Here is a 24,891-nt window from a genome sequence, read left to right as displayed (position 1 = left end):
TGTCTCTCCTAGCGCGTGACGGGCAGGCCGAGGGCGGTCGCGGCGATCATGTCCCGCTGGATCTCGTTGGTGCCGCCGCCGAAGGTCAGGATCAGGGACGAGCGGTGCAGCCGTTCGATCCGGCCGCGCAACTGGGCGCCGGGGGAGCCTTCGCGGACCACGGCGCCCGCGCCGAGGATCTCCATCATCAGCCGGTACGCCTCGGTCGCGAACTCGGTGCCGAACACCTTGGTCGCCGACGCCTCCGCCGGGCCGAGGTCGCTGCTCGCGGCCGCCCAGGCGATCCGCCAGTTCCGCAGTTTCAGGTACTCGGCGTGCGTGTGGATCCGCGCCAGGTGCAGCCGGACCCACGGCTGGTCGACGACGCGGGTGCCGTCGGGCAGCTTGGTCGTCTGCGCCCAGGTCCGCACGTCGCGCAACGCCGTCTGGATCGGCGCGGCCGAGGTCAGCGCGACCCGTTCGTGGTTGAGCTGGTTCGTGATGAGCGGCCAGCCCTCGTTCTCCCCGGCCACCCGCGAGGTCACCGGGACGCGCACGTCGTCGTAGTAGGTCGCGCTCGTGCCCGGCCCGGCGACCGTGTGCACCTTCGTCCAGGAGAAACCCGGCGCCGACGTCGGTACGATCAGCATGCTGAGGCCCTTGTGCTTGCGGGCCTCGGGGTCGGTGCGGGCGGCCAGCCAGATGTAGTCGGCGTACTCGATCAGGCTCGTCCACATCTTCTGGCCGTTGATGACGTAGTCGTCGCCGTCGCGGACCGCGCGGGTGCGCAGGGACGCCAGGTCGGTGCCCGCGCCCGGCTCGGAGTAGCCGATCGCGAAGTGCAGCTCGCCGGCGGCGATCTTCGGCAGGTAGAACGCCTTCTGTTCTTCGGTGCCGTAGCGCATGATCGTCGGCCCGACGGTGTTCACCGTGAGGAACGGGACGGGCACCCCGGCCGCGGCCGCCTCGTCGGTGAAGATGAGCTGGTCGAGCATCGGCCGGTCCTGGCCGCCGTACTCGCGGGGCCAGCCGAGCGCGAGCCAGCCCGAACCGCCGAGGTCTCGGACGATTTCCTTGTACACCAGGCCGTCACCGTATTCACCGCCGTCGCCGGCCAGCGCCTCACGGCGTTCGGGGGTCATCAGCCCGGCGAAGTACTCCCGTAGTTCCCCGGCCAGTGCCCGCTGCTCCGGCGTGTAGTCGATCCGCATCCGTCACCTCTGCCGTCGGTGCTCGTTACTGGTGCCATGGCCGCCCTCGGCGGTAAGGTAGAACCTGTTCTAGTTGTACCAGGTGTGGCGGCGAGGAGGGAATATGGAGATCGGCGTCGATCGCTCGCTGTGTGAGGCGAACGCGATCTGTGTCGGCTTCGCGCCCGAGGTCTTCGATCTCGACGATGACGAGGAGCTTGTCCTCGCGTCGGCCGAAGTTCCACAGAATCAGGTAGAACGTGTTACTCAAGCTGTGGCGAGCTGTCCGAAAAACGCGCTGCTCATACGCAGTTAGCACCGTTTATTTAGGTCTTGCATGCAGCAGTAACAGATTCTAGTCTGTCGGCAGAGGCAAGGAGGCCCGGAGTGAGTTTGGACGGCAAGACGGCCATCGTGACCGGCGCCGGCGCGGGACTCGGCCGGGCCGAGGCGCTGGCGCTGGCCGCGGCGGGGGCGTCGGTGGTGATCAACGACGTGTCGACCGCCGCCCAGGTGGTGGCCGACGAGATCGAGGCCGAAGGCGGCAAGGCGGTCGCGGTCACCGGCGACGTGTCCGAGTCCTCGACCGCGGACGCGCTGCTCACCGCCGCCGTCGACCACTTCGGCGGACTCCACATCCTGGTCAACAACGCGGGTGTCCTGCGCGACCGGATGCTGTTCTCGATGTCCGACGAGGACTGGGACACGGTACTCGGCGTGCACCTGCGCGGCCATTTCCTGCTTTCCCGCAACGCCGGGGCCTACTGGCGCGACAAGTCCAAAGTGGACGGCGCACCGGTGTACGGCCGGGTGGTCAACACCGCGTCGGAGTCGTTCCTGCTCGGCGCGCCGGGCCAGCCGAACTACGGCGCGGCCAAGGCGGGTATCGCCGCGCTCACCGTCTCCACCGCGCGCGGCCTTTCCCGCTACGGCGTCCGCGCCAACGCGATCTGCCCGCGCGCCCGCACCGCGATGACCGAAGGCGTCTTCGGCGCCGACGCGCCGGAAGGGATCGACCCGCTGTCGGTCGACCACGTCGCGCCGTTTGTGTCCTTCCTCTGCTCGCCCGAGTCCGACCGCGTCAACGGCCAGGTCTTCCTCGTCTACGGCGGGATGGTCGCGCTCATGCGGCCGCCGTCGGTGGAGCAGCGGTTCGACACCGTCAACGGGACGTGGACCCCCGAAGAGCTCGCGGGCAGCGTGGGCGGTTACTTCGCCGACCGAGATCCCGAACGCATGTTCTCCGCATCCGAAATCATGTCGCTGCCGTGAGGAGATGACGATGGGCAGGCTCGACGGCAAGGTGGCCCTGATCACCGGTGGTGCCCGCGGCCAGGGCGAGGCGGCCGCACGGCTGTTCGTCGCCGAGGGCGCGCGGGTGGTGATCGCCGACATCAACGACCTCGACGGCAAGAAACTCGCCGCGGACCTCGGCGAATCGGCCGTGTACCAGCATCTCGACGTCGGCGACGAGGCCGAGTGGGATGCCGCGATCGAGCGCACCGTCTCCGAGTTCGGCCCGCCGACGGTGCTGGTCAACAACGCAGGCATCCTGCACTTCTCGGAGCTCGGGAAGACCACGCTCGCCGACTACGAACGTGTCATGCGGGTCAACCAGATCGGGGCGTTTCTCGGGATGCGCTCGGTCGTTGAACCGATGACCGGGGCCGGAGGCGGCTCCATCGTCAACGTGTCCTCAGTGGAAGGACTCGCCGGGATGCCGTACCTCGTCGCCTACACCGCGAGCAAGTTCGCGATCCGCGGGATGACCAAGGTCGCCGCGCTCGAACTCGGTGCGAAGAACATCCGGGTCAATTCGGTTCATCCCGGCGCGATCGACACGCCGATGGTCGCCGCGGCGGCGGGCGGGCAGAAGATCGACATGTCGTGGGTGGGCAAGAAGGTCGCACTGGGACGCGTCGGGCAGCCGGAGGACATCGCGAAACTCGTCCTGTTCCTGGCCAGCGACGACAGTTCGTACAGCACGGGCTCGGAGTTCGTCGCCGACGGCGGCGCGACCGCGACGCACGCCCTCAAGATCTAGCGCGGGGGTGCCGAGAGCAAAGTGAACACCGCTAACGCAACGGTGCGTCAGCGGGTGGAGTAAGACTCGGGGCAGGCGACTGGGAGGTTCTGTGGGAGCGACGGTGTCCGTCCCCGGTACGGGTGCGCTCACACAGGTCGGCAGGCTCGCGACCCTGTCGTGGGAAGTCCTGCGGGCGATCTTCAAACGCCCGTTCCAGTTCCGCGAATGGATCCAGCAGTGCTGGTTCTTCGCCAGCGTCACCATTCTGCCGACGGCGCTGGTGGCGATCCCGTTCGGCGCGGTCATCGCCCTGCAGCTGGGTTCGCTGACCCAGCAGATCGGCGCGCAGTCGTTCACCGGCGCGGCGAGCGCGCTCGCGATCGTGCAGCAGGCGAGCCCGCTGATCACCGCTTTGCTGGTGGCGGGCGCGGGCGGCAGCGCGGTCTGCGCCGACATCGGCGCCCGCAAGATCCGCGAAGAGATCGACGCGATGGAGGTCCTCGGGGTCAACCCGATCCAGCGCCTGATCGTGCCCCGTGTCCTGGCGGCGATCGTGGTTTCGGTGCTGCTGAACGGTTTGGTCAGCGTCGTCGGGGTGCTCGGCGGCTACTTCTTCAACGTCGTCATGCAGGGCGGCACCCCTGGCGCGTACCTCGCCAGCTTCAACGCGCTCGCGCAGGTGCCGGACCTGTGGGTCAGCGAGATCAAGGCGCTCCTCTACGGTTTCGTCGCCGGGGTGGTCGCGGCCTTCCGCGGGCTGAACCCGGCGGGCGGGCCGAAGGGCGTCGGCGACGCGGTGAACCAGGCCGTGGTCATCACGTTCCTGCTGCTGTTCCTGATCAACGTCGTGCTGACCGCGATCTACCTGCGGATCGTGCCGCCGAAGGCGATGTGACATGGCAGGCGAACCCGCGGTTTCGGACCGCACGCTCGAGATCATCGCGCGTCCCGGCGCGATGCTGGAAGGCTTCGGCGGCCAGCTGTCGTTCTACTTCCGGGCACTGGCCTGGGCCCCGCGCACGATCCGGCGCTACGGCCGCGAGATCTTCCGCCTGCTGACCGAAGTCAGCTTCGGCACCGGCGCGCTCGCGGTGATCGGCGGGACGCTCGGCGTGATGATCGGGATGACGCTGTTCACCGGTCTCATCGTCGGCATGCAGGGCTACTCGGCGCTGAACCAGCTCGGCACCGCCGCGCTGACCGGGTTCATCTCCGCCTACTTCAACACCCGCGAGGTCGCGCCGCTCTCGGCGGGGCTCGCGCTCTCGGCCACCGTCGGCTGCGGGTTCACCGCGCAGCTGGGCGCGATGAAGATCTCCGAGGAGATCGACGCGCTCGAAGTGATGGGTGTGCCGAGCCTGCCGTACCTCGTGACGACACGGGTGATCGCGGGCGTCACCGCGGTCATCCCGCTCTACGCCGTCGGGCTGCTCTCGTCGTATCTCGCCTCGCGGCAGATCACCATCTGGCTCTACGGCCAGTCGGCGGGCACCTACGACCACTACTTCACGCTGTTCCTGCCGCCCGAGGACGTGCTCTGGTCGTTCCTCAAGGTGATCATCTTCAGCGTGCTCGTCATCCTTTCGCATTGCTATTACGGCTATACCGCCAGCGGTGGGCCCGCCGGGGTGGGGATCGCGGTCGGCCGCGCGGTGCGGACGTCGATCGTGCTGATCTCGGTCCTCGACTTCTTCCTCAGCCTCGCGATCTGGGGCGCCACGACGACGGTGAGGATTTCCGGGTGAACAGGGGGATTCTGCTGCGGCGGCTTCGGCACCAGGTGCTGGGGCTGGTCTTCCTCGTGGTGGTCGTGCTGTTCTTCGTCACCACCATCGCCTTCTACCAGAAGGCCTTCACCACGGTGACCCTGGTGAAACTGGAGACCGACCGCATCGGCAACCAGATGCGCGAGGGCGCGGACGTCAAGGTGCGCGGGATGGTCGTCGGCGAGGTGCGGTCGATCCAGGCCCACGGTGACCACGCGACGATGGACCTGGCGCTGCAGCCGGACAAGACGTCGGTCATCCCGTCGAACGTGTCCGCGCGGCTGCTGCCGAAGACGCTGTTCGGCGAGCGGTATGTCGCTTTGCAGATCCCCGAGCTGCAACATTCCAAAGAAGCTTCACGGCACATCGGCGAGGGCGACGTCATCCCGCAGGACCGCAGCAGCAGCGCGATCGAGCTGGAAACCGTGCTCGGCGACGTGATGCCGCTGCTGCAGGCCGTGCAGCCGGAGAAGATGGCCAGCACGCTCAACGCCGTCGCGTCCGCTTTGGACGGTCAGGGCAAACAGCTCGGTTCGACGATGGCGGGACTTTCGGACTATCTCGGGAAAGTGAACCCGTCGCTGCCCGACCTCAAGGCCGACATCTCCGGGCTGGCCGACGCCGCCAAGATCTACGACAAGGCCGCGCCGGATCTGCTGGCCGCGCTGTCGGATCTGACCACCACGAGCAAGACGCTCGTCGAGAGCCAGCGCGGTCTCGCCGACGTCTACTCGACCGTGACCGCCGCTTCGCTCGACCTGACGAGCTTCCTGAAAGTGAACCAGGACAACCTGATCCGCCTCACCACCAGCCTCCAGCCCACGCTGGACGTCCTGGCGAAGTACGCGCCGGAGTATCCGTGCCTGCTCAAGCAGCTCGCCGGATCGGTGCCGCGCGCGGAACTCGCGTTCGGCAAGGGCACCGCGCATCCCGAGGTCAGCCGGGTGACCATCGAGTTCACGCCGAGCCGCGGCAAGTACCTCCCCGGCGTCGACGAGCCCAAGTACAACGACAAACGCGGCCCGCGGTGCTATCCGGAGGTGCCGCCGCCGGGACGCTGGCCGCAGTATCCGCCGGACGGCGCGATCGACGACGGGTCGTCGAAACCCGCGCCGCCGCGTGACCCGGACGGGACCCTGCCCGCCGGCGGGAGCGCCGGTGGTTCGGTCGTGAACACACCGGACGAGCAGCGGCTGATCGACCTGCTCGTGTCGCCGGCGATGGGCACGACGCCGGACCAGGTGCCGAACTGGGGCAGCCTGCTGGTGGGGCCGCTGTACCGCGGGGCGGAGGTGGAACTGAAGTGAGCTGTGTCGTGAACCTGCGGTGGGTGGTGGGTGCCGGTTCCGTGAAGGCCTCCTTCCCTACTCTCAGGGTAGGGAAGGAGGCCTTCACGGACCGCCGCTGCGAGCTTGAGTGCCGTTGGGGCTTGCCCGGCGCACTCCACGTGTTCCGGTCACGTCGCGAAAGCCACTTTCGCGACGTCACGTGTCCCGAAAGTGGCTTTCGCGACACGCTCGTGGTGGGTCAAGCGGGTCAAGCGGGTCGTGCGGGTCGTGCGTCCGGCGGGAGGGCGGTCCGATGAGGTCCTTCGTCCCGGATCTGGTCAAGATCCTCGTCTTCGCCGTGGTCACCGTGCTGCTCACCGCGATCCTCGGCGCCACCATCGCGAACACCAACTTCGGCGACACCTCGGGCTACACGGCCAAGTTCACCGACGCGTCCGGGCTCAAGGAGGGCGACGACGTCCGCATCGTCGGCGTGAAGGTCGGGCAGGTCGGCTCGATCGAGGTCGAGGAGGGCGAGCGGAACTTCGCCCAGGTCCACTTCGACGTCCAGACCACGCACCGGCTGCCGGCGTCGGTGACCGCGACCATCAAGTACCGCAACCTGGTCGGGCAGCGCTACCTCTCGCTCGGCACGGACATCGGGGACGAGAAGTCGTTGCCGCGCGGCGGGATCATCCCGCCCGAGCGCACCAAACCGGCCCTGAACCTGACCGTCCTCTTCAACGGGTTCAAACCGCTCTTCCGCGCGCTGAACCCCGAGGACGTCAACAAGCTCTCCTACGAGATCATCCAGGTCTTCCAGGGCGAGGGCGGCACGATCACCAGCCTGCTCGCGCACACCGCGTCGGTCACGTCGGCCATCGCGGGCAAGGACAAGATCATCGGCGACGTCATCGCGAACCTCAACACCGTGCTCGGCACGGTCGAGAAGCGCTCGCCGCAGCTGGGCGAGCTGATCGACCAGACCCAGCGGCTGGTCACCGGGCTGGCCGAGCAGCGGCAGCCGATCGGGGACGCGGTCAAGGCGCTGGGCGACCTCACCGTCACCACGACGGGCCTGCTCGCCGACGCCCGGCCCGCCATCAAGGACGACGTCGTCCAGCTCGGCGCGCTGTCGCAGAACCTCGGCGATTCGGAGCAGCTGCTCGACCATCTGCTGCAGGTGCTGCCGGGCAACCTGCAGAAGTTCACCAGGACGCTGAGCTACGGCAGCTGGTTCAACTACTACCTGTGCGGGATCTCCGGCAGCATCGGCATCAAATCGCTCAACATCGAACTGCCGATCACGCCGCTGCCCGGTACGCAGCGACCGGAGAGGTGCGGGCCGTGAAGCCGCTCAAGGAACGCGACCAGGCCGTGGTGGGCGGAGTGGCGCTCATCCTGATCGTGCTGGTCACGGCGACGACGTACTTCTCCGACCGGATCCCGCTGTTCGGCAGCGGGACGACGTACTCCGCGTACTTCGGCGAGTCGGCCGGGCTGGCGCCGGACAACGAGGTCCAGGTCGCCGGGGTCAAGGTCGGCCAGGTCAGCTCGGTCGAACTGGCAGGCAAGAAGGTGCTGGTGAAGTTCCGGGTCAAGGACGTGCGGGTCGGCGACGCCACCGCGGCGTCGATCGAGATCAAGACGCTGCTCGGCGAGAAGTACCTCGCGCTGACCCCGAAAGGCAAGGCGAGCCAGGACCCGAACGCCACCATCGGGCTCGACCGCACGCGGACGCCGTTCGAACTGCAGGACGCGTTCCAGCAGCTCTCGGGCACGGTCGGCGAGATCGACACCGCGCAGCTCGCGTCCAGTTTCACCGTCCTCTCCGACGCGCTCAAGGACAGTCCCCAGTACCTGAAGGACGCGCTGGGCGGGCTTTCTTCCTTGTCCAAGACGGTTTCTTCCCGCGACGGTGACCTGAAGACGTTGCTGGCCAACACGAGCAAGGTGTCGAAGACACTGTCCGATCGCAACGCCCAGCTGAAACGGATCCTCGACGACGGCAATCTCCTGCTCGCCGAACTGCAGAACCGGAAGGACGCGATCAGCACGTTGCTCAAGGGCACCCAGCAGGTCTCCGCGCAGCTGTCCGGGCTCGTCGCCGACAACCGGCAGCAGATGAAGCCGACCCTGGAGAAGCTCGGCAAGGTCACCGACATCCTGCAGCGCAACCAGGACAACCTCGACCGCAGCCTCAAGCTGATGGCACCGTTCGCCCGCGTCGGCGCGAACGCGACCGGCAACGGGCGCTGGTTCGAGGGCTACCTGTGCGGGCTGCTGCCGCCGACGATCATCGCGGGCGCGTTCCAGGTCAACCCGGAAGGCTGCACCCCGCCGATCGCGGCGCCGAACCAGGGAGTGGGCAGGCGATGACCATCCACACGCGCACCGGACGCACGCTCTACACCTGGGTCGCGTTCGCCTGCGTCCTCGTGCTGATCGCGACCGCCGGTCTGTGGCTAGTGTTCAAAGAACCAGGCGGGACGCGGATCAGCGCCTACTTCGGCAAGACCGTGGGCCTCTACGCGGGGTCGTCGGTCCGGGTGCTCGGGGTGAAGGTCGGCGAGATCACCGGGGTCACGCCGCAGGGCGAGGCGGTCCGGGTCGACATGCGGATCGACGAAGACACCCCGGTCCCGGCCGACGCCGGAGCCGTCGTCGTCGCGCCGAGCCTGGTGAGCGACCGGTACGTCCAGCTGACCCCGGCCTACGAGAGCGGCCCCGAAATGGCCACGGACACGGTGATCGCCAAGGAGAAGACGGCGACACCGGCCGAACTCGACGACCTCTACACGAGCCTCGACAAGCTCTCGACCAGCCTGGGACCCAACGGCGCCAACAAGAACGGCGCGCTGTCGGACCTGCTCGACACCGCGGCGGCGAACCTCGACGGCAACGGGAAGAACCTCAACACCACGGTGACCCGGCTGTCCGAACTGGCCAAGACCTTGGACAGCTCCAAGGGCGACCTGTTCGGCACGATCCAGAACTTGAACTCCTTCACCGGCGCGCTGGCCGACAGTGACAAGCAGCTCAACGAGTTCTACCGCCGCGCCGCGGACGTGAGCGGGTTCCTCGCCGCGGACTCCGCAGACGTGGGGGCCGCGCTGAACTCCCTGGCGACGGCGATGGGCGACGTCGAGAAGTTCGTCGCGGAGAACAAGGATCTGCTCTCGTCCAATGTGGACAAACTGGCCGGATTGACGAAAGTGCTCGTGGACCAGCGGGCTTCGCTCGCCGAGGTGATCGATATCGCGCCGACAGGGGCGACCAACTTCATCAACTCCTACGACGCGGCGTCCGGCACGATCGCGGTGCGGGACAACCTGAACGAGCTCACGCATCCGCCGATCCTGACCGTGTGCCGCCTGATCAGCGCGAGCACGCCGAAGCCGATCCCGGACGCGCTGGGCAACATCTGCAAACAGCTCGCGCCGGTCCTCGACGGCACGCTGAAACTCCCGTCGATCCCGCAGATACTGGCGTCGCTGCAGAGCGGTGAACTGCCGCCGCTGCCGCTCCCGCTGATCGACGTCATGGCCAAGGGGCTCCCGAAATGAGGCGGCAGCGGCAGAAGATCGCGGGGGTGATGGCGGGCGTCCTGGTGCTGGCCGGGTGCAGCGACGGCGGTTTTTCGGGGCTGTACAACACACCCTTGCCGGGTGGCGCGGATCTCGGCGACCACCCGTACCGGATTTCCGCGCAGTTCTCCGACGTCCTCGACCTCGTACCGCAGGCGAGTGTGAAGGTCAACGACGTCCCGGTCGGCCGGGTCGAGAACATCGACCTCGCGCCGGACACGCGTTCGGCGTGGGTGAACATGGTCGTCAACGGCGACATCGCGCTGCCCGCGAACGCGCTCGCCGAACTCCGCCAGTCGAGCCTGCTGGGGGAGAAGTTCGTCGACCTGCACGCCCCCGAAAAGCCGCAGGGAACGCTCGCCGAGGGCGCGAAGATCCCGCTGGACCGCACGAACCGCAACCCCGAGGTCGAAGAGGTCCTCGGCGCGCTTTCCCTGCTGCTCAACGGCGGCGGGGTCGAGCAGATCCAGAAGATCAGCCACGAACTGAACGACGCGCTCACCGGCAACGAGGCCGAGGTCCGTGGGCTGCTGTCCCAAGTGGACAAGCTGGCCACCGAACTCGACGGGCACAAGGGCGAGATCCTGCGCGCCATCGACGGTATCGACAAGCTGTCGAAGACCCTGGTCGGCCAGACGCAGAACCTCACGAACGCGCTCGACAACCTCTCGCCGGGGCTCAAGATCGTGACCGAGCAACGGGATCAGCTCGTCGGCATGCTGCAGTCGCTGAACACGCTGTCCGGGGTCGCGACCGAGACGATCAACGCCAGCAAGGACTCGCTGGTGGCGAACCTCCGGGCGTTGCAGCCGACGCTGAAGAAGCTGAGCGAGGCGGGCCAGGACCTGCCGACCGCGCTGCGGATCCTGCTCACGTACCCGTTCCCGGACTACGCGGGCAACGTGATCAAGGGCGACTACGCGAACGTGGAAGCCAAGATCGACCTGAACCTGGACACCTTCCTGGAGAACATGAACAACTCGTCGCAGCCGATCATCGGACTGCCGGGGACCAAGGGCACCGGGGCGCCTGGCGCGATCCCGTTCAACAATGGCGCCGCGCCACCGGTGCTGCCGCTGCCCACCGGTGATCTCCCGCAGGCGCCCCGGACACCTCAGGCGCCCCAAGGGGACGTCCTGGGCGGCGTGCTCGGCGGGATCCTCGGGCCGATTCTGGGAGGTGGCCGGTGATCACGCGCAAGACCAAGATCCAGATGGCGGTGTTCCTCGTCATCGCGGTGGTTTCGGTCGTCTACGCGGGCGGCAAGTACGCCGGGCTGGACAGGCTCTTCGGCACCCGCGGCTACCTCGTCACCGCGCAACTCGTGGACTCCGGCGGCATCTTCGTCAACGCCGAGGTCTCCTACCGCGGCGTCGCGGTCGGCAAGGTCGCCTCGATGACACTCACCGAGCACGGGATCGACCTCGGCCTCGACATCGATCAGGGCGCGCCGAAGATCCCCGCGGACACCAAGGCCGCGGTCGCGAACCGGTCGGCGGTGGGGGAGCAGTACGTCGATCTGCTGCCCATGCACGAAAACGGGCCGTACCTGGCCGAAGGTTCCGTCATCAAACGGGACAAGACGTCGATCCCGCTCGCGCCGGACACCGTGCTGTCCAATTTGGACAAACTGGTGTCGAGCGTGAAGCCGGAATCGCTGAAGACCGTCGTCGACGAGACCTACGAGGCGTTCGCGAACGCCGGCCCGGATCTGCGGCAGCTGCTGGACAGCACCGGTTCGCTCACCGCGACCGCGACGCAGTATCTGCCCGACACCCAGGGCCTGCTGGCGAACTCACGGACGGTGCTGGACACCCAGCGGCGGCAGGCGGACAACATCACCCGGTTCTCCAGCGGGCTCAAGACGATCGCCGCACAGCTGAAGACGTCCGACCCGGATTTGCGGCGCGTGATCGACGAAGCGCCCAAGCTGAGCCGCCAGATCAGCGACGTCCTCGCGGTTTCGGGGACGGACCTCGGGGTGCTGTTCGCGAACACGCTCACCACCGCGCAGATCACGTCCGCCCGCACCGACGCGATCGAGGAACTCCTGGTCGCGTACCCGATCATCTCGGCGTTCTCGCGGTCGACGTCGCCGGACGGCACCGGGCACCTCGGCGTCGTGTTCAACTTCTTCGACCCGGTCTCGTGCACGAAGGGTTACGAGGGCACGAAACAGCGTCCGGCCAACGACACCACCGAAGCGCCGGTGAACACCCAGGCGTACTGCGCCGAGCCACCGGGAAGCCCCACAGGCGTGCGAGGCTCGCAGAACGCCCCGTACGCGGGGAAGCCGCCCGCGGTCCCGGAGAAGCCGAAGCAGACCCCTCAGGCGGCGGAATCCGCCCAGCTGCCGGGTGTGCTGAACCTGCTCACCGGATCCGTACCGGGCGGACTGGGCGCGTTGCTGGGCGGTAAGTAGTGCTCACCCGTGCCCTCACCCTGGTCGCCGCCCTGGCGGTCGTCGCGGCCGCCTGGTTCGGCTGGTCGTGGTGGAGCGCCGCCCGTGACGACGGCCTGGCACGAGGCCGGGAACGGGAGGCCGTCCTCGCCGCCGCGTCCGGCCAGCTCGAAGTGCTGAACACGATCGACTACCGCAGCGGGGCCAAGGACGTCGACCGCTGGCTCGGCGTCACCACCGGACGGCTCGGCAAGGACCTCACCGGTGACCGGCAGATCCAGATCGACCGGGCGAACACGAGCAAGACCGTCGCCACGGCGAAGCTCAAGCAGGCCGCGGTCACCGAACTCGACGCCACCGCGGGCACGGCGCGGCTGATGGCGGTGCTGGACGTGAAGGTCAGCACCGGCGGCGGATCGGCCGCGCCCAAGGTGAGCAGGCTGACCGTCGACTACCAGCGCGTCGAGGACGGCTGGAAGGTCAGCGCGGTACAGGCGGCGGGCTCGTGACCGGGCGCGTCCCGCGGCTCCTGATCGCGATCATCGTGCTGGCCACCGGCTGCGCGGTGTGGTTCGGCCTCCAGGCGTCCTTCCTGGGCTCGGACGGCAACGCGGCGCTCGTGGACCAGGCCGCCACGGCCGAGGTCGCCGACCAGGTCGGCGCCGGGGTCAAGGCCGTCTTCTCCTACGACTACAGCAACCTGGCGCGGACCGAGCGGGCCGCGGCCGACGTGCTGACCGGCGAGGCGACCGGGCAGTACCGGGACCAGTTCGCCTCGGCGCGGAAACGGGCCGAAGAGCAGAAACTGGTGCGCACGACGACGGTCCGTTCGCTCGGTGTCCGGTCCCTGCGCGGCGACCGGGCCGAAGTGCTGTTGTTCCTCGATCAGCAGACGATCGCCGCCGGCGGAGGTGCCCCGCAGTCGGCGGTCTCCCAGCTTTCGGTCACCGCGCAGCGCGTCGACGGCCGGTGGAAGATCTCGCAGCTGACCGCGCTCTGATCACGAGAGCCGTTTCATGCTCGACCCGGTGATCGCACCGCCGGAAACGGTGTAGGAACCGGAAAAGACGCGGAGCGAGCCATCGGTCTGCCGAGCCGTGAGATCGACGTACACGGTGTTCCCGCTCGTGCTCCGCACGGTGAGCGCGGCCCACGAAGTCGTCGCGTATCCGTTGCTCCAGGAGGCATAAGTGCCGCCTTTCGCCAGTCGACGGCCCCCGAGATTCCACGCGGTCAGGAAATCACGCCGGTTGATCGCGTCGTAGAAGGCGATCACCGTTTGCGCAACCGGAACCGCCGGTGCGGGATAGACCGTCTGCGTCGCGGGTGGTGCGACATAAACCGTCTGCGGCGGGGCCGCGACGGCGGGTGGCTGAATCACGATCGTGTTCGGTGGAGCGGCCACCGCGACAGCCGGAGTCGCCGTTCCCTGATTCGGTACCGCGCATGCCGCCAAGGTACCCGCGGCCATGAGTGTCACCGCGGCCCACTTCCTCGGTTCCATTTTCTCCCCTTTTCCTCGTGATACCGAGAATGCGCGAACGGCGGACTTCCCAATAGGGGATTTGGCCTCGTTACGAATGGTGAAAAACGCGCCGGAACCGTTATCCGATCTTGGGTGCGCGAGCCTAGGGCCACCCTCGTCTCACGCCGGACCGCCGCCGGGTTTAGCGTTAGGCATGACCACTGCACCTGTCGATGTCGAGAGCGCCCGCCGCGACTACGCGGCCCTCGTCGACCGTGGCCTCTCCCTGGACATCACCCGCGGCAAGCCGTCCCCCCGCCAGCTGGACCTCGCCGACGGGCTGCTCGCTCTCCCCGGAGACGTGCGCAAGGCCGAGGACGGCACGGACATCCGCAACTACGGCGGCCTCAAGGGCCTGCCCGAGCTGCGCCGCATCTTCGCCGGACCGCTGCAGGTCCCGGCCGAGCAGCTGCTGGCCGCGGGCAACTCCAGCCTGGAACTCATGCACGACTCGATCGTGCAGGCCTTCCTCAGCAAGGTCCCCGGCGCCGAGCGCCGCTGGGCCGACGAAGCGAGCGTCAAGTTCCTGTGCCCCGTGCCCGGCTACGACCGGCACTTCGCGCTCGCCGAGCGCTTCGGCATCGAACTGATCCAGGTCCCCCTCACCGAGACCGGCCCGGACATGGACGTCGTCGAGCGTCTCGTCGCCGAAGACGCCTCGGTCAAGGGCATCTGGTGCGTGCCGAAGTACAGCAACCCGACCGGCGTCACCTACAGCGACGACACCGTGCGCCGCCTGGCCGCGATGACCACGGCCGCCCCGGACTTCCGGATCTTCTGGGACAACGCCTACGCCGTGCACCACCTCACCGACGTCGAGGCGCCGCTGGCCGACCTGTTCGCGCTGGCGGGCGAGGCGGGCAACGCCGACCGTGTGCTCGTCTTCGGCTCCACTTCGAAGGTGACCTACGCCGGGGGCGGGGTCGGCTTCTTCGGCGCGTCCGAGGCCAACCTGGCCTGGTGGACCGGCCTCATCGGCAAGCGGACCATCGGCCCGGACAAGGTCAACCAGCTCCGGCACGCGCAGTTCCTGCGCGACGAGGACGGCGTCCGTGCGCACATGCGCAAGCACGCCGAGCTCATCGGGCCGAAGTTCGCGGCCGTCGACGAGATCCTGACCAAGGAACTGGGCGACTCGGGCCTCGCGTCCTGGACCAAGCCGACCGGCGGGTACTTCATCTCGCTGACCGTGCCGTCCGGGACCGCCAAGGAGGTCGTGCGGCTGGCCAAGGAGGCGGGTATCGCCCTGACCCCGGCCGGCGCGACGCACCCGTACGGCGACGACCCCGAGGACGCCGTCATCCGCATCGCGCCGACGTTCCCCGAGCTGGCCGAGGTCGAAGAGGCCATCCGCGGTCTCGCCGTCTGCGTTCGCCTCGCGGCGGCGACGAAGAGCTAGTTCGAGGTTTTCCTGGGGCGCCGAGTTACCGGCGTGCGCTCATCCGGTGGTGATGTCCGTGAAGGGCCCCTTGCCTACCTTCAGGGTAGGCAAGGGGCCCTTCACGACGTTGCCGGCCTGATCTGGACGGACTTCTGGGGCCAGGGCGCGTGTCGCGAAAGCCACTCTCGGGACATCAGACGTCCCGAAAGTGGCTTTCGCGACATGATCGCCGGGGAGCGCGCAGGTAACCCCGCCCGAATCGATCCCGGCGTCCGTCTTCGCCTGACTCCAGAGAATCTTCTCCAATCCGGGCCACGAGTGGTTCCGAACGTCCGAGTGGGTGGGTGTGCACCGCAAAGACGAGAGGAACCACTCGTGTTCGGAAAGCCCTTTGTTCGCACCCTGATATCGCGCAGTGCCGAGAACCGCACGGATCGCCGCCGGTTCTTGAAGGCCGCCGGCGCGGCGGGGCTCGGTGTCGTCGGCGCGACGTACCTCGGGGTGCAGGCCACCTCGACCGCTTCGGCGACAGGTGAAGCCGCCGCGGCCGCTCCCAGCGACTCGGCCGTGCTCAATTTCGCGCTCAACCTGGAGTACCTCGAAGCCGAGTTCTACTCCTTCGCCGTCTACGGCCACGGGTTGCCGGACGATCTCACCGGCGGCGCCGGTACCCAGGGCGGGGTGCGCGGCGGCAAGAAGGTGATGTTCCACGACAAGGCGCTGCACCAGTTCGCGAAGGAGATCGCGGGCGACGAGGTCGCGCACGTCAAGTTCCTGCGTGGCGCGCTCGGCGAGGCCGCCGTCTCCCGGCCGGAGATCGACCTCAAGGACAGCTTCACCGCCGCCGCGAAGGCGGCCGGGCTGATCAGCGGGTACCAGCAGTTCGACCCGTTCGCCCACGAGAAGAACTTCCTGCTCGCGGCGTTCCTGTTCGAGGACGTCGGCGTGACGGCGTACAAGGGCGCCGCCCCGCTGATCACCAACAAGACGTTCCTGGACGCGGCCGCCGGCATCCTGGCCGCCGAGGCGTATCACGCCGCCACCATCCGGACGTCGCTGTTCGACCGGGATCTCGGCGACGCGGCGGCCAAGATCTCCAACGCCCGCGACGCTCTCGACGGTCCCGGTGACGACGACCAGGGTGTCCTGCTCGGCAACCAGGCCAACATCGTGCCGACCGACAACAACGGGATCTGCTTCGGCCGCGGCGCCGACCGGGTGCTCAACGTCGTCTACCTGAACCCTGGCCCGGTGAAGGAAGGCGGCTTCTTCCCCAAGGGGGTCAACGGCGACATCGTCGCCAGCGGCGGCGCGTGATCCCTCTGTCGTGTCGCCGTTTCCCCGGTACCGTCGGGGCACGGCGACACGACAGGGGGTCCGCGGTGAAGGCAGTGATCATCGGCGGCGGCATCTCGGGCACGGTGACCGCGATGGCGTTGCGGCAGGCCGGGATCGAGGCGAGCGTCCACGAGGCGCATCCGTCCGGCGGTGAGGACGCGGGCGCGTTCCTGACGATCATGCACAACGGCATGGACGCGTTGCACGCGATCGGCGCCGACGGGCCGGTGGTCGACAACTCCTTCGCCGCCGCCGGGCTGGAGCTCGTCACACCGGACGGGAAGACCGTCGAGCGGCGGTCCTTCGACGTGGACGGCCTCGCCGGACCGCGCACGTTGACGCGGGCGGTTCTTTATCGCGCGCTGCAAGAGGAAGCGATCTCGCGCGGGATCACCTTCGAGCGCGGGAAGCGGCTGGTGTCCGCCTCGCCGGGGATCGCGCGGTTCGAGGACGGTTCCACCGCCGAAGGCGACATCCTGATCGGCGCCGACGGCCTGCGGTCGGTCGTCCGGAACATCATCGACCCGGCGTGCCCGCCTCCGCGCTCGACGGGTCTCGACGTCGTCTACGGCTACACGACCGACACGAGCGTCCCGCAGGCGCCGTCCCTCTATCGGATGATCCAGAGCCTGCACGCCTTCTTCGGCTACACGAGCGCCCCCGACGGCTCGACGTACTGGTTCGCGCGGCTTCCCACGGCCGAAGGAGTGTGGTCGGGCCTGTCCCCGGCCGAATGGCGCACGGCGGCTTTCGTCGCTTTCGACGGGGAACCGTTGCCCGCCGCGGAAATCATCGAGTCGACCGGCGACGAGGTCTTCGGCGGTCACTCCTACGACGTGCCTTCGACGCCGGTGTGGTTCACCGAGTCGATGGTGCTCGTGGGCGACGCGGCGCACGCGGCCTCGCCCGCCGCGGGGCAGGGCGCGTCGATGGCGCTGGAGGACAGTGTCGTGCTGGCCCAGTGCCTGCGGGATCTTCCTGACGCGCCAACGGCTTTCGCGGCCTACGAGCGGCTGCGGCGGCCGCGGGTCGAGGAGCTGGTGGCGAACAGCGCCGCGGTTTCGTCGGGGACGACGTCGGACCGGGACCGGAACTGGCTTTACCGGCACCACATCGACTGGGACGCGACGATCCCCCGCACTTAGCCACTTACTTGCGCTGCCGATGCGTCGCGTGCTTGAAGCCGGATCTCGCGTGGTTGAAGGCGGATCTCGCGTGCTTGAAGCCGTAACTCGTGAGTTCCGCCTTCAAGCACGCGAGTCACGTCTCCAAGCACGCGAGATCCGTGTTTGATCACGCGAGTTCCGCGTTCAGTCACGGCCCTAGATACATGAAGGCCCCCTTCCTGTACCTAGGCGCAAGGAAGGGGGCCTTCATGTACCGAAGGGTTACTTCTTGTACAGCGCTTCGATGTCGTTCGCGTAGTTCTTGTTCACGATGTTGCGCTTCAGCTTCAGGCTCGGCGTGATCTCCCCGCCTGCCTCGGTGAAGTCCTTCGAGAGGATCGTGAACTTCTTGATCGCCTCGGCCTGCGACACCGCGCTGTTGGCCTGGTCGACGGCTGTCTGGATCTCGGCGCGCAGCTCGGCGTCGCCTGCCAGATCGGACACGGAGGCGCCGGAAGGCTTGCCGTGCTGCGACTTCCACGACGGGAAGTACTCCTCGTCGATGGTGATCAGCGCGCCGATGAACGGCCGCTGGTCGCCGACCACCATCGCCTGGCTGACCAGCGGGCTGGCCTTGATGGTGTCTTCGAGCCCGGACGGGGCGACGTTCTTGCCGCCCGCGGTGACGATGATCTCCTTCTTTCGCCCGGTGATCTTGAGGAACCCGTCGCTGTCCAGCTCGCCGAGGTCACCGGTGTGGAACCAGCCGTCTTCCAGCGCTTCGGCGGTCGCCTCGGCGTTGTTGAAGTAGCCGCCGAACACGACGTCGCCCTTGAGCAGGATCTCGCCGTCGTCGGCGATCCGGACCGAGGTACCGGCGACCGGCCGTCCCACGGTGCCGACGCGGAACCCGTCCTGGGTGCCGACGCAGGCCGCCGCGGACGTCTCGGTCAGGCCGTAGCCCTCGAACACCGGGACGCCGATGCCGCGGAAGAAGTGCGCCAGCCGCACGCCGAGCGGGGCACCGCCGGACACCGCGGCGATACACCGGCCGCCGAGGGCCGCGCGCAGCTTGCTGAAGACGAGCTTGTCGAACAGCGCGTGCTTGACCTTGAGGCCCAGCCCGGCGCCGCCGGTGTCCTGTGCCTGGCTGTACGCGACGGCGGTGGCTTCGGCGGCGTCGAAGATCTTGCCCTTGCCGTCGCCGTGCGCCTTCTGCTTCGCGCTGTTGTAGACCTTTTCGAACACGCGCGGCACGGCGACGACGAACGTCGGCCGGAACGTGCCGAGGTCGGCGACGAGGTTCTTGACGTCCGAGGTGTGCCCGAGGGTCACCCGCGCGCTGAGCGCGGTCACCGCGATGGCGCGGGCGAGGACGTGCGCGAGCGGCAGGAACACCAGCAGCGAGTTGCCCTGCTCCATCAGCTGCGGGAACGCGGCGATGTCGGCGCGGATCTCGGAGAGGAGGTTCCGGTGGGTCAGCTCGACGCCCTTGGGGCGGCCGGTGGTGCCCGAGGTGTACACGATCGTGGCCAGGTCCCCGGCCTTCACAATGCGGCGGCGCTCGTGCAGGTCGTCGTCGCTCAGCTCGGCGCCCTGCGCGGTGAGGCGGTCGACGGCGGGCTCGGCGGCCTCGATTTGCCAGGTGTGCTCGAGCGTGTCGAGGCGTCCCTTGACGGACTCCAGCGTCGCGAGGTGCTCGTCGGTCTCGACGAACACACCCTTCGCCGCCGAGTCCGAAAGGATCCAGTGGACCTGCTCGGCCGAGGAGGTGTCGTAGATCGGGACGGTGACCGCGCCGGCGGCCCAGATCGCGAAGTCGATCAGGGTCCATTCGTAGCGGGTCTTGGACATGAGCCCGATCCGGTCGCCCGGCGCGATGCCCGCCTGTGCCATTCCCTTGGCCACGGCCAGTACCTGGGCGGCGAAATCCTTGGCGGTGACGTCCAGCCAGGTTCCGTCGACCTGGCGGCGGAAACTCACGACATCGGAGAACCGCTCGGCGTTCGCCCAGACGACGTCCGCGAGGTTCTCGTCGTCGGTCACCGGATTGGCGGCGGGGGCGCTGTATTCGCGCACGAGGAACCTCCGTGTTCGCGTGCAAAGTGGTGTGACCGGTGTTACCCGCCAGTCAACTTAGCGTGCCGTGCACCTTAAGACCATGCTGACGAATCGGCCATACCGAGGGCATGACATTCTGCCGCTTGTGAACCAGGCGCCGCCAGCTCTCGACATCGTCGACGAGACCTTCCTCGTGGTCCCGCCCTCCACCGTGGCCGCCGCTTTCGCCGATCCGCGATCTTGGTCACGTTACTGGCCGGACCTCGTTCTCGAGGTCTACACCGACCGCGGGGACGAAGGATTGCGCTGGACCGTGCGCGGTGCCTTGATCGGTACCATGGAGGTCTGGCTCGAGCCGGTGCTCGACGGCACTCTGCTGCATTACTTCCTGCGTGCCACTCCCGCCGGTCCGGACGGGGAGCCCCGCGCGCTCCAGGCTCGGGACCTGCGGCGGGAGTTCGATCGCAGGGCCCGTGCCGCCAAGGCGATCGCGCTCGGGCTCAAAGAGGTCCTGGAGGACGGGCGCGAGCCCGGAGCAGGGCCACGCGGCGACTAGGCACGGGGAAGCACGGGGGAGAACATGCGGGTTCACGTGGTGTCGGACGTGCACGGAAACGCCGACGCGCTCAAACGCGCGGGAGACGGCGCCGACGCGCTGATCGTGCTGGGCGACCTGCTGGACTTCGTCGACTACCGCGAGCACGACAAGGGCATCATGGGCGCGCTGTTCGGCGCCGAGAAGGTCGGCGAGTTCGCGAGGCTGCGGCGCGAGGGCACTCGTGATGAGACCGTTGCCTTCTCGCGATCGCTGTGGGCCACTTTGGCCGATCCGGCGGCCGCCGTCGGCGAGGCGATCCAGGACCAGTACGCCGTCCTGTTCGGCGCCCTCACCGCGCCGACGTTCGCGACTCCGGGCAACGTCGACGACCCCTCGCTGTGGCCCGAGTTCGCCGGCGACGGCATCCGGGTCCTCGACGGCGAAGTGGCCGAGTTCGGCGGGCTGCGCTTCGGGTTCATCGGCGGCGCGCTGCTCCCGCCGAACGTGGTCCCGCGCCGCAACGGCTTCTGGCGGCCGTACCTGCGCACCCGCGAGGAGTACGACACCGCGGTCGGCGCGCTGGAGAACGTCGACGTCCTGTGCACCCACGTCCCGCCCGCCGTCCCGGAACTGACCTACGACGTGATCGCGCGACGGTCCGAGATCGGGTCGGCGGCGCTGGTGGGCCTCATCCGCGAGCAGCGGCCGCGCTGGTCGGTCTTCGGGCACGTCCACCAGCCGCTGTCCGCGCGGACGAGGCTCGGCAGGACCGAATGCCGTAACGTCGGTCACTTCAAAGAGACGGCACAGCCGTACGTGCTTCGCTGGTGACGGCCGGTCCCGGCTAGAGTTCGCGTCATGGCCGAGCAGTCCACGCAATCCATCGAGGTCGACGCCGAGCCCGAGCGGGTCATGGCCGTCATCGCCGACTTTCCCGCGTACCCGGAATGGGCCAAGGCCGTCCGGGAGACCGAGGTACTCGGCGAGGACGGCGAGGGTCGCGCCAAGCAGGTGAAACTCACTCTCGACGCCGGACCGATCAAGGACGTCTACACCCTCGAGTACGACTGGGACGCCGACGGCCAGGGAGTCAGCTGGCGCCTGGTCAAGGGGCAGATGCAGAAGGCCCAGAACGGCCGTTACGCCCTCGAAGCGCTGGGCACCGGCCGCACCAAGGTGACGTATACGCTGTCCGTCGAGCTGGCGCTGCCGATGATCGGGCTGCTGCGCCGCAAGGCCGAGAAGATGGTCATGGACACCGCGCTCAAGGAGCTCAAGAAGCGCGCTGAAGCATCCTGAGTCGAAGGGTAGGCATGCGGATCCTGCTGTTCACCGGCAAGGGGGGTGTCGGCAAGACCACGCTGGCCGCGGCGACGGCGGCGGCACTGGCCGGGCGGGGCAGGAAGACACTCGTGGTCTCCACCGACCCCGCGCATTCCCTCGGTGACGCCTTCGGCCGCGTCCTCGGCGCCGAACCGTCCGAAGTGGACACGCTCCTGCACGCGGCGCAGATCGACACCCGAGGCCTCGTCGACAGCACCTGGCGCGAACTCCGGCAGGAACTGCAGAACGCGCTCGCGGGAGCGGGCCTCGACTCGCTCGACGCCGAAGAACTGACCGTCGTGCCCGGCGTCGACGAACTCCTCGCCCTCACCGAGGTCCAGCGTCTCGCCGAGCACGGTCCCTGGGAGACGGTCGTCGTCGACTGCGGGCCGACCGCGGAAACCCTGCGCCTGCTGGCCTTGCCCGAGGCCGTCTCGGGCTATCTGACGCGGGTGTTCAAACCGGGTGCGCGGCGGACGGCGGCCGCGGTGCGGCGCCTCGGCGCGCATCTGGAGTCGCTGCGCACCCTGCTGACCGATCCGGCCACCACCACCGTGCGGCTCGTGCTGACGCCGGAACGCGTCGTCGTCGCGGAAGCCCGCCGCACCCTCAGTTCCCTGGCCCTGCGCGGAATCCTGGTCGACGGCCTGATCGTCAACCGGCTGATGCCCGCGCCAGGGTTCTGGCGCGGGGCCGCGGCCTCGTGGATGCGGACCCGGCGCACGCAGCAGAACGCCGTGCTCGCCGAACTCGACGGCGCGGGCTTCGGGCCCGCGCAGGTGAAGCCCGTCGAGCATCGCGCCGTCGAGCCCGTGGGCCTCGCGGCGCTGCAGGAAATCGCGTACGAGCTCTACCAGGGTCTGGATCCCCTGGCGGGTAACGAAAAAGGTGTCACCCCGCTCTTGCAGGTGTCCGAATCGGACGGTGGGTACCGGCTGCGGATCGCCGTGCCGTTGCACCGCGATTCCGAAGTGGACCTGGCCAGAGTGGACGATGATCTCGCCGTCACCGTGGACGGTTTCCGGCGGCTGATCGCGCTGCCGGAGATGTTGCGCCCGTGCCGGATCACCGGTGCGGAATCCGACGCGCACGGCCTGGTCGTGAGCCTGGCCGGGAACCGGGGACCAGGGTGAGCGAGAACAGTGAACACACACGGACCGACGGCCTCAAGCTGGCCGAGGAGATCCGGCTGCTGGTCGAACTGGTCGTCGAGCACGCCGCGCCGTGGCTGGAGGGCCTGATCTCCGCCGGGCACGGCTGCTCGGAGCACGAGACCGGCGGCGGCTGGTGCCCGCTCTGCGCGATCGTCGAGGTCTTCCGCGGGGAGCGGCCCGAGTTCGTGGCACGCTTGATGGAGCAGGCCGCGCAGCTCGTCGCGCTGCTGCGGGCGGTGCTCGCCGACCGCTGGGAGCCCGAGGGCGGGGTGCACATGCCGGGGTTCCAGCCTGCGCGGAAGGAGCCCGCGCGGGAAGATGCGCCGGTGGGAGCTTCGCGGGTCCAGCACATCACGGTGACCAAGAGCGACGCTTGGCAGCCGGACCAGGAGAACTGAGTTGCTGACGGTAGGGGTGGACGTCGGGGGCACGAGTGTGCGCGCCGGCGTGGTGGACGAGCACGGCTCGCTGATGGACACCGCCAGGGTCGGAACCCCCGGCGAGGAGGACGCGCTCGAAGACGCCATCGCCGGGGTCATCGAGGACCTCCGCAACCGGCACGACGTCTCCGGTGTCGGGCTCGCGGTCGCGGGGTTCGTCGCCAAGGACCGGCGGACGGTGATGTTCGCGCCGCATCTGTCCTGGCGTGCCGCGCCGGTCGCCGACCGGATCGAGAAGCGCGTCGGCCTCCCGGTCACCCTCGAGCACGACGCCAACGCCGCCGCCGTCGGCGAGTACCGGTTCGGTGCCGCACGGGGTGCCCACGTCGCCGCGCTGATCGCGCTCGGCACCGGGATCGGTGCGGGACTGCTGCTCGACGGCAAGATCTACCGGGGCGCGCACGGCGTCGCGCCGGAGCTCGGGCATCTGACCGTCGTCCCCGGCGGGCGGGCCTGCCCGTGCGGGAAGTACGGCTGCTGGGAGCGGTACTGCAGCGGGACGGCGCTGGCCGCGACGGCCGTCGAGCTGCTCGCGCGGCACCCCGGCCGCTCGACCGTGCTCGCCCGCGAGACCAGGGGAGACCCCGGCTCGGTCACCGGGCGCCGCGTCGCCGGGGCGGCCCGCGACGGCGACCCGATCGCCCAGCGCGCGATGACCGAACTGGCGAAATGGCTGGCCGAGGGGCTGGCGCTGGTCGCCGACGTCTTCGATCCCGAGATCATCGTGATCGGCGGCGGGGTGTCCGAATCGGCCCCGCTGTTCCTCGACGAAGCGCGTGAGCACTACGCGGGCAAGATCACCGGCGCGGGACACCGGCCGCTGGCGAGGATCCGCACCGCGCACCATGGGGACGACACCGCCATCGTGGGCGCCGCGGCACTCGCCGTCGACACGGCGAAGGCTCCCGGCGCCGAGGTCGGTGTGACAGGCTGAAGCCGTGACCCGGCAGGACGGCAACGGCTTCGTGAAATGCGACTTCGGGCATCGTCACTGGGGTTTGCACGGCGCCGCCGGGCTGCTGCTGTCCGATCCCGCGCGCGGTGTCCTGCTGCAGCGCCGGGCGTGGTGGGTCCACCATGGACGGACCTGGGCGTTGCCAGGGGGCGCCGTCGAGGCGGGGGAGAGCGCGCGTGAGGCCGCCACCCGCGAGGCGCACGAGGAGGCCGACATCCCGCCCGGCCTGGTCCGTCCGCTGTCGGCGTCGCACGTGGACCACGGGAACTGGCGCTACACCACGATCCTGGCCGCGCCGATCGGCACGCTTTCGGCCAGGGTGAAGAGCGCGGAGAGCGCGGAACTGCGCTGGGTCCGCGCGGGAGAGGTCGCCCGGTTCCGGCTGCACCGGGATTTCGCGGTGGCGTGGCCGGGATTGAGGGAACACTTGGATCGCAGGCTGGTTTTGGTGGTCGACGGCGCGAACGTCGTCGGATCCCGGCCGGACGGCTGGTGGCGTGACCGGCGCGGCGCCGCGGAACGGTTGCGGGACAAGCTCGCGGTCCTGGCCGGGACAGGGCTCGCCGATCCGGGGCTCCCCGGCGGCGGGGAGTGGTCGTGGTGGCCGAAGATCGTGCTGGTCGTCGAGGGCAAGGCGCGCGGTGTCGCGACGGTGCCCGGCGTCGAGGTCGTCGACGCCGAGGGCGAAGGCGACGACAAGATCGTCGCGGTGGCGCGCGAGGCCCGAGAGGCCGGACCGGCCGACCACGTCGTCGTGGTGACGGCCGATCGCGAACTGCGGTCCCGTGCCGAGGCCGTGGGCGCTTCCCCCTTCGGCCCCGGCGCTCTACTGGGACACCTCGATAGCGTTTAG

At 68.8% G+C, this 24,891-nt stretch carries 26 protein-coding genes; 23 read left to right on the top strand and 3 right to left on the bottom strand.

From position 1 onward, the window contains the following. Positions 1-8 precede the first annotated feature (8 nt). Positions 9-1,190, bottom strand: coding sequence for an acyl-CoA dehydrogenase family protein (locus AMYAL_RS0143450; RefSeq protein ID WP_020637585.1), 1,182 nt, complete (start codon positions 1,188-1,190; stop codon positions 9-11). Between the two features lie 103 nt (positions 1,191-1,293). On the opposite strand from AMYAL_RS0143450, the gene AMYAL_RS0143445 reads away from it, so the two are divergent. From AMYAL_RS0143445 to AMYAL_RS0143385, 13 genes are all read left to right on the top strand, one after another. Next, positions 1,294-1,485, top strand: a complete 192-nt coding sequence (locus AMYAL_RS0143445; RefSeq protein ID WP_020637584.1) for a ferredoxin — start codon at positions 1,294-1,296, stop codon at positions 1,483-1,485. A gap of 71 nt (positions 1,486-1,556) precedes the next feature. Next, the gene (locus AMYAL_RS0143440; protein WP_020637583.1) at positions 1,557-2,441 is read left to right on the top strand and encodes a 3-oxoacyl-ACP reductase; all 885 of its coding nucleotides are present in this window, start codon (positions 1,557-1,559) and stop codon (positions 2,439-2,441) included. Positions 2,442-2,451: 10 nt separating this feature from the next. Beyond that, positions 2,452-3,213 carry a glucose 1-dehydrogenase gene (locus tag AMYAL_RS0143435; RefSeq protein WP_020637582.1) on the top strand — a complete coding sequence of 254 codons (762 nt, stop codon included), beginning with the start codon at positions 2,452-2,454 and terminating at the stop codon, positions 3,211-3,213. A 91-nt stretch (positions 3,214-3,304) separates the two neighbouring features. Further along, entirely contained in the window at positions 3,305-4,090 is a 786-nt protein-coding gene (locus AMYAL_RS0143430; RefSeq protein WP_020637581.1) for an MlaE family ABC transporter permease, read from the top strand. Position 4,091: 1 nt separating this feature from the next. After that, the gene (locus AMYAL_RS0143425) at positions 4,092-4,940 is read left to right on the top strand and encodes an MlaE family ABC transporter permease (RefSeq protein ID WP_005164605.1); all 849 of its coding nucleotides are present in this window, start codon (positions 4,092-4,094) and stop codon (positions 4,938-4,940) included. Next, a complete protein-coding gene (locus tag AMYAL_RS0143420) occupies positions 4,937-6,268 on the top strand; it encodes an MCE family protein (protein WP_020637580.1) in 1,332 nt (443 codons plus the stop codon). Before AMYAL_RS0143425 ends, AMYAL_RS0143420 begins: the two co-directional genes overlap by 4 nt. A 274-nt stretch (positions 6,269-6,542) precedes the next feature. Then, entirely contained in the window at positions 6,543-7,580 is a 1,038-nt protein-coding gene (locus AMYAL_RS0143415; protein ID WP_020637579.1) for an MCE family protein, read from the top strand. After that, entirely contained in the window at positions 7,577-8,608 is a 1,032-nt protein-coding gene (locus AMYAL_RS0143410) for an MCE family protein (RefSeq protein ID WP_026467935.1), read from the top strand. The genes AMYAL_RS0143415 and AMYAL_RS0143410 overlap by 4 nt, the downstream gene beginning before the upstream one ends. Then, positions 8,605-9,795 (top strand): MCE family protein, encoded by a 1,191-nt coding sequence (locus AMYAL_RS0143405; RefSeq protein ID WP_020637577.1) that lies wholly within the window; start codon positions 8,605-8,607, stop codon positions 9,793-9,795. Before AMYAL_RS0143410 ends, AMYAL_RS0143405 begins: the two co-directional genes overlap by 4 nt. Further along, positions 9,792-11,006: an MCE family protein gene (locus AMYAL_RS0143400; protein WP_020637576.1), complete on the top strand. Its 1,215-nt coding sequence runs from the start codon at positions 9,792-9,794 to the stop codon at positions 11,004-11,006. The genes AMYAL_RS0143405 and AMYAL_RS0143400 overlap by 4 nt, the downstream gene beginning before the upstream one ends. Then, positions 11,003-12,238: an MCE family protein gene (locus AMYAL_RS0143395; RefSeq protein WP_020637575.1), complete on the top strand. Its 1,236-nt coding sequence runs from the start codon at positions 11,003-11,005 to the stop codon at positions 12,236-12,238. Before AMYAL_RS0143400 ends, AMYAL_RS0143395 begins: the two co-directional genes overlap by 4 nt. Beyond that, positions 12,238-12,726, top strand: a complete 489-nt coding sequence (locus tag AMYAL_RS0143390) for a hypothetical protein (protein ID WP_020637574.1) — start codon at positions 12,238-12,240, stop codon at positions 12,724-12,726. The genes AMYAL_RS0143395 and AMYAL_RS0143390 overlap by 1 nt, the downstream gene beginning before the upstream one ends. Further along, positions 12,723-13,217 carry a hypothetical protein gene (locus AMYAL_RS0143385; protein WP_020637573.1) on the top strand — a complete coding sequence of 165 codons (495 nt, stop codon included), beginning with the start codon at positions 12,723-12,725 and terminating at the stop codon, positions 13,215-13,217. The genes AMYAL_RS0143390 and AMYAL_RS0143385 overlap by 4 nt, the downstream gene beginning before the upstream one ends. On the opposite strand, the gene AMYAL_RS0143380 is transcribed toward AMYAL_RS0143385, so the two are convergent. Continuing rightward, positions 13,218-13,721 carry a hypothetical protein gene (locus tag AMYAL_RS0143380; RefSeq protein WP_020637572.1) on the bottom strand — a complete coding sequence of 168 codons (504 nt, stop codon included), beginning with the start codon at positions 13,719-13,721 and terminating at the stop codon, positions 13,218-13,220. A 175-nt stretch (positions 13,722-13,896) separates the two neighbouring features. Between AMYAL_RS0143380 and AMYAL_RS0143375 the strand changes: the two genes are divergently transcribed. From AMYAL_RS0143375 to AMYAL_RS0143365, 3 genes are all read left to right on the top strand, one after another. Next, on the top strand, positions 13,897-15,141 hold the full coding sequence (locus AMYAL_RS0143375; RefSeq protein WP_020637571.1) for an aspartate aminotransferase type Ic: 1,245 nt from the start codon (positions 13,897-13,899) through the stop codon (positions 15,139-15,141). Positions 15,142-15,498: 357 nt separating this feature from the next. Then, positions 15,499-16,440 carry a ferritin-like domain-containing protein gene (locus AMYAL_RS0143370; protein WP_026467934.1) on the top strand — a complete coding sequence of 314 codons (942 nt, stop codon included), beginning with the start codon at positions 15,499-15,501 and terminating at the stop codon, positions 16,438-16,440. Positions 16,441-16,505: 65 nt separating this feature from the next. Then, a complete protein-coding gene (locus tag AMYAL_RS0143365; protein WP_026467933.1) occupies positions 16,506-17,606 on the top strand; it encodes an FAD-dependent oxidoreductase in 1,101 nt (366 codons plus the stop codon). Positions 17,607-17,849: 243 nt separating this feature from the next. Here the strand turns inward: AMYAL_RS0143365 and AMYAL_RS0143355 are convergent, their stop codons facing one another. Continuing rightward, the gene (locus AMYAL_RS0143355; RefSeq protein ID WP_020637567.1) at positions 17,850-19,646 is read right to left on the bottom strand and encodes an AMP-dependent synthetase/ligase; all 1,797 of its coding nucleotides are present in this window, start codon (positions 19,644-19,646) and stop codon (positions 17,850-17,852) included. Positions 19,647-19,773: 127 nt separating this feature from the next. On the opposite strand from AMYAL_RS0143355, the gene AMYAL_RS0143350 reads away from it, so the two are divergent. The 7 genes from AMYAL_RS0143350 to AMYAL_RS0143320 are packed head-to-tail and all read left to right on the top strand — an operon-like array spanning position 19,774 to position 24,891. After that, the gene (locus tag AMYAL_RS0143350) at positions 19,774-20,184 is read left to right on the top strand and encodes a hypothetical protein (protein ID WP_020637566.1); all 411 of its coding nucleotides are present in this window, start codon (positions 19,774-19,776) and stop codon (positions 20,182-20,184) included. Positions 20,185-20,208: 24 nt separating this feature from the next. Next, positions 20,209-20,997, top strand: a complete 789-nt coding sequence (locus tag AMYAL_RS0143345) for a metallophosphoesterase family protein (RefSeq protein ID WP_020637565.1) — start codon at positions 20,209-20,211, stop codon at positions 20,995-20,997. A 27-nt stretch (positions 20,998-21,024) separates the two neighbouring features. Further along, entirely contained in the window at positions 21,025-21,465 is a 441-nt protein-coding gene (locus AMYAL_RS0143340; RefSeq protein WP_020637564.1) for an SRPBCC family protein, read from the top strand. Positions 21,466-21,479: 14 nt separating this feature from the next. Beyond that, positions 21,480-22,622, top strand: a complete 1,143-nt coding sequence (locus tag AMYAL_RS0143335) for an ArsA family ATPase (protein ID WP_020637563.1) — start codon at positions 21,480-21,482, stop codon at positions 22,620-22,622. Next, positions 22,619-23,041: a hypothetical protein gene (locus tag AMYAL_RS0143330; RefSeq protein ID WP_020637562.1), complete on the top strand. Its 423-nt coding sequence runs from the start codon at positions 22,619-22,621 to the stop codon at positions 23,039-23,041. Before AMYAL_RS0143335 ends, AMYAL_RS0143330 begins: the two co-directional genes overlap by 4 nt. Before the next feature lie 16 nt (positions 23,042-23,057). Next, positions 23,058-24,017 carry an ROK family protein gene (locus tag AMYAL_RS0143325; protein ID WP_020637561.1) on the top strand — a complete coding sequence of 320 codons (960 nt, stop codon included), beginning with the start codon at positions 23,058-23,060 and terminating at the stop codon, positions 24,015-24,017. A gap of 4 nt (positions 24,018-24,021) precedes the next feature. Beyond that, a complete protein-coding gene (locus AMYAL_RS0143320; protein ID WP_020637560.1) occupies positions 24,022-24,891 on the top strand; it encodes an NUDIX domain-containing protein in 870 nt (289 codons plus the stop codon).

The sequence above is a fragment of the Amycolatopsis alba DSM 44262 genome, assembly GCF_000384215.1.
GTDB lineage: Bacteria > Actinomycetota > Actinomycetes > Mycobacteriales > Pseudonocardiaceae > Amycolatopsis > Amycolatopsis alba.
This window is presented reverse-complemented; position numbering and strand designations above follow the sequence as displayed.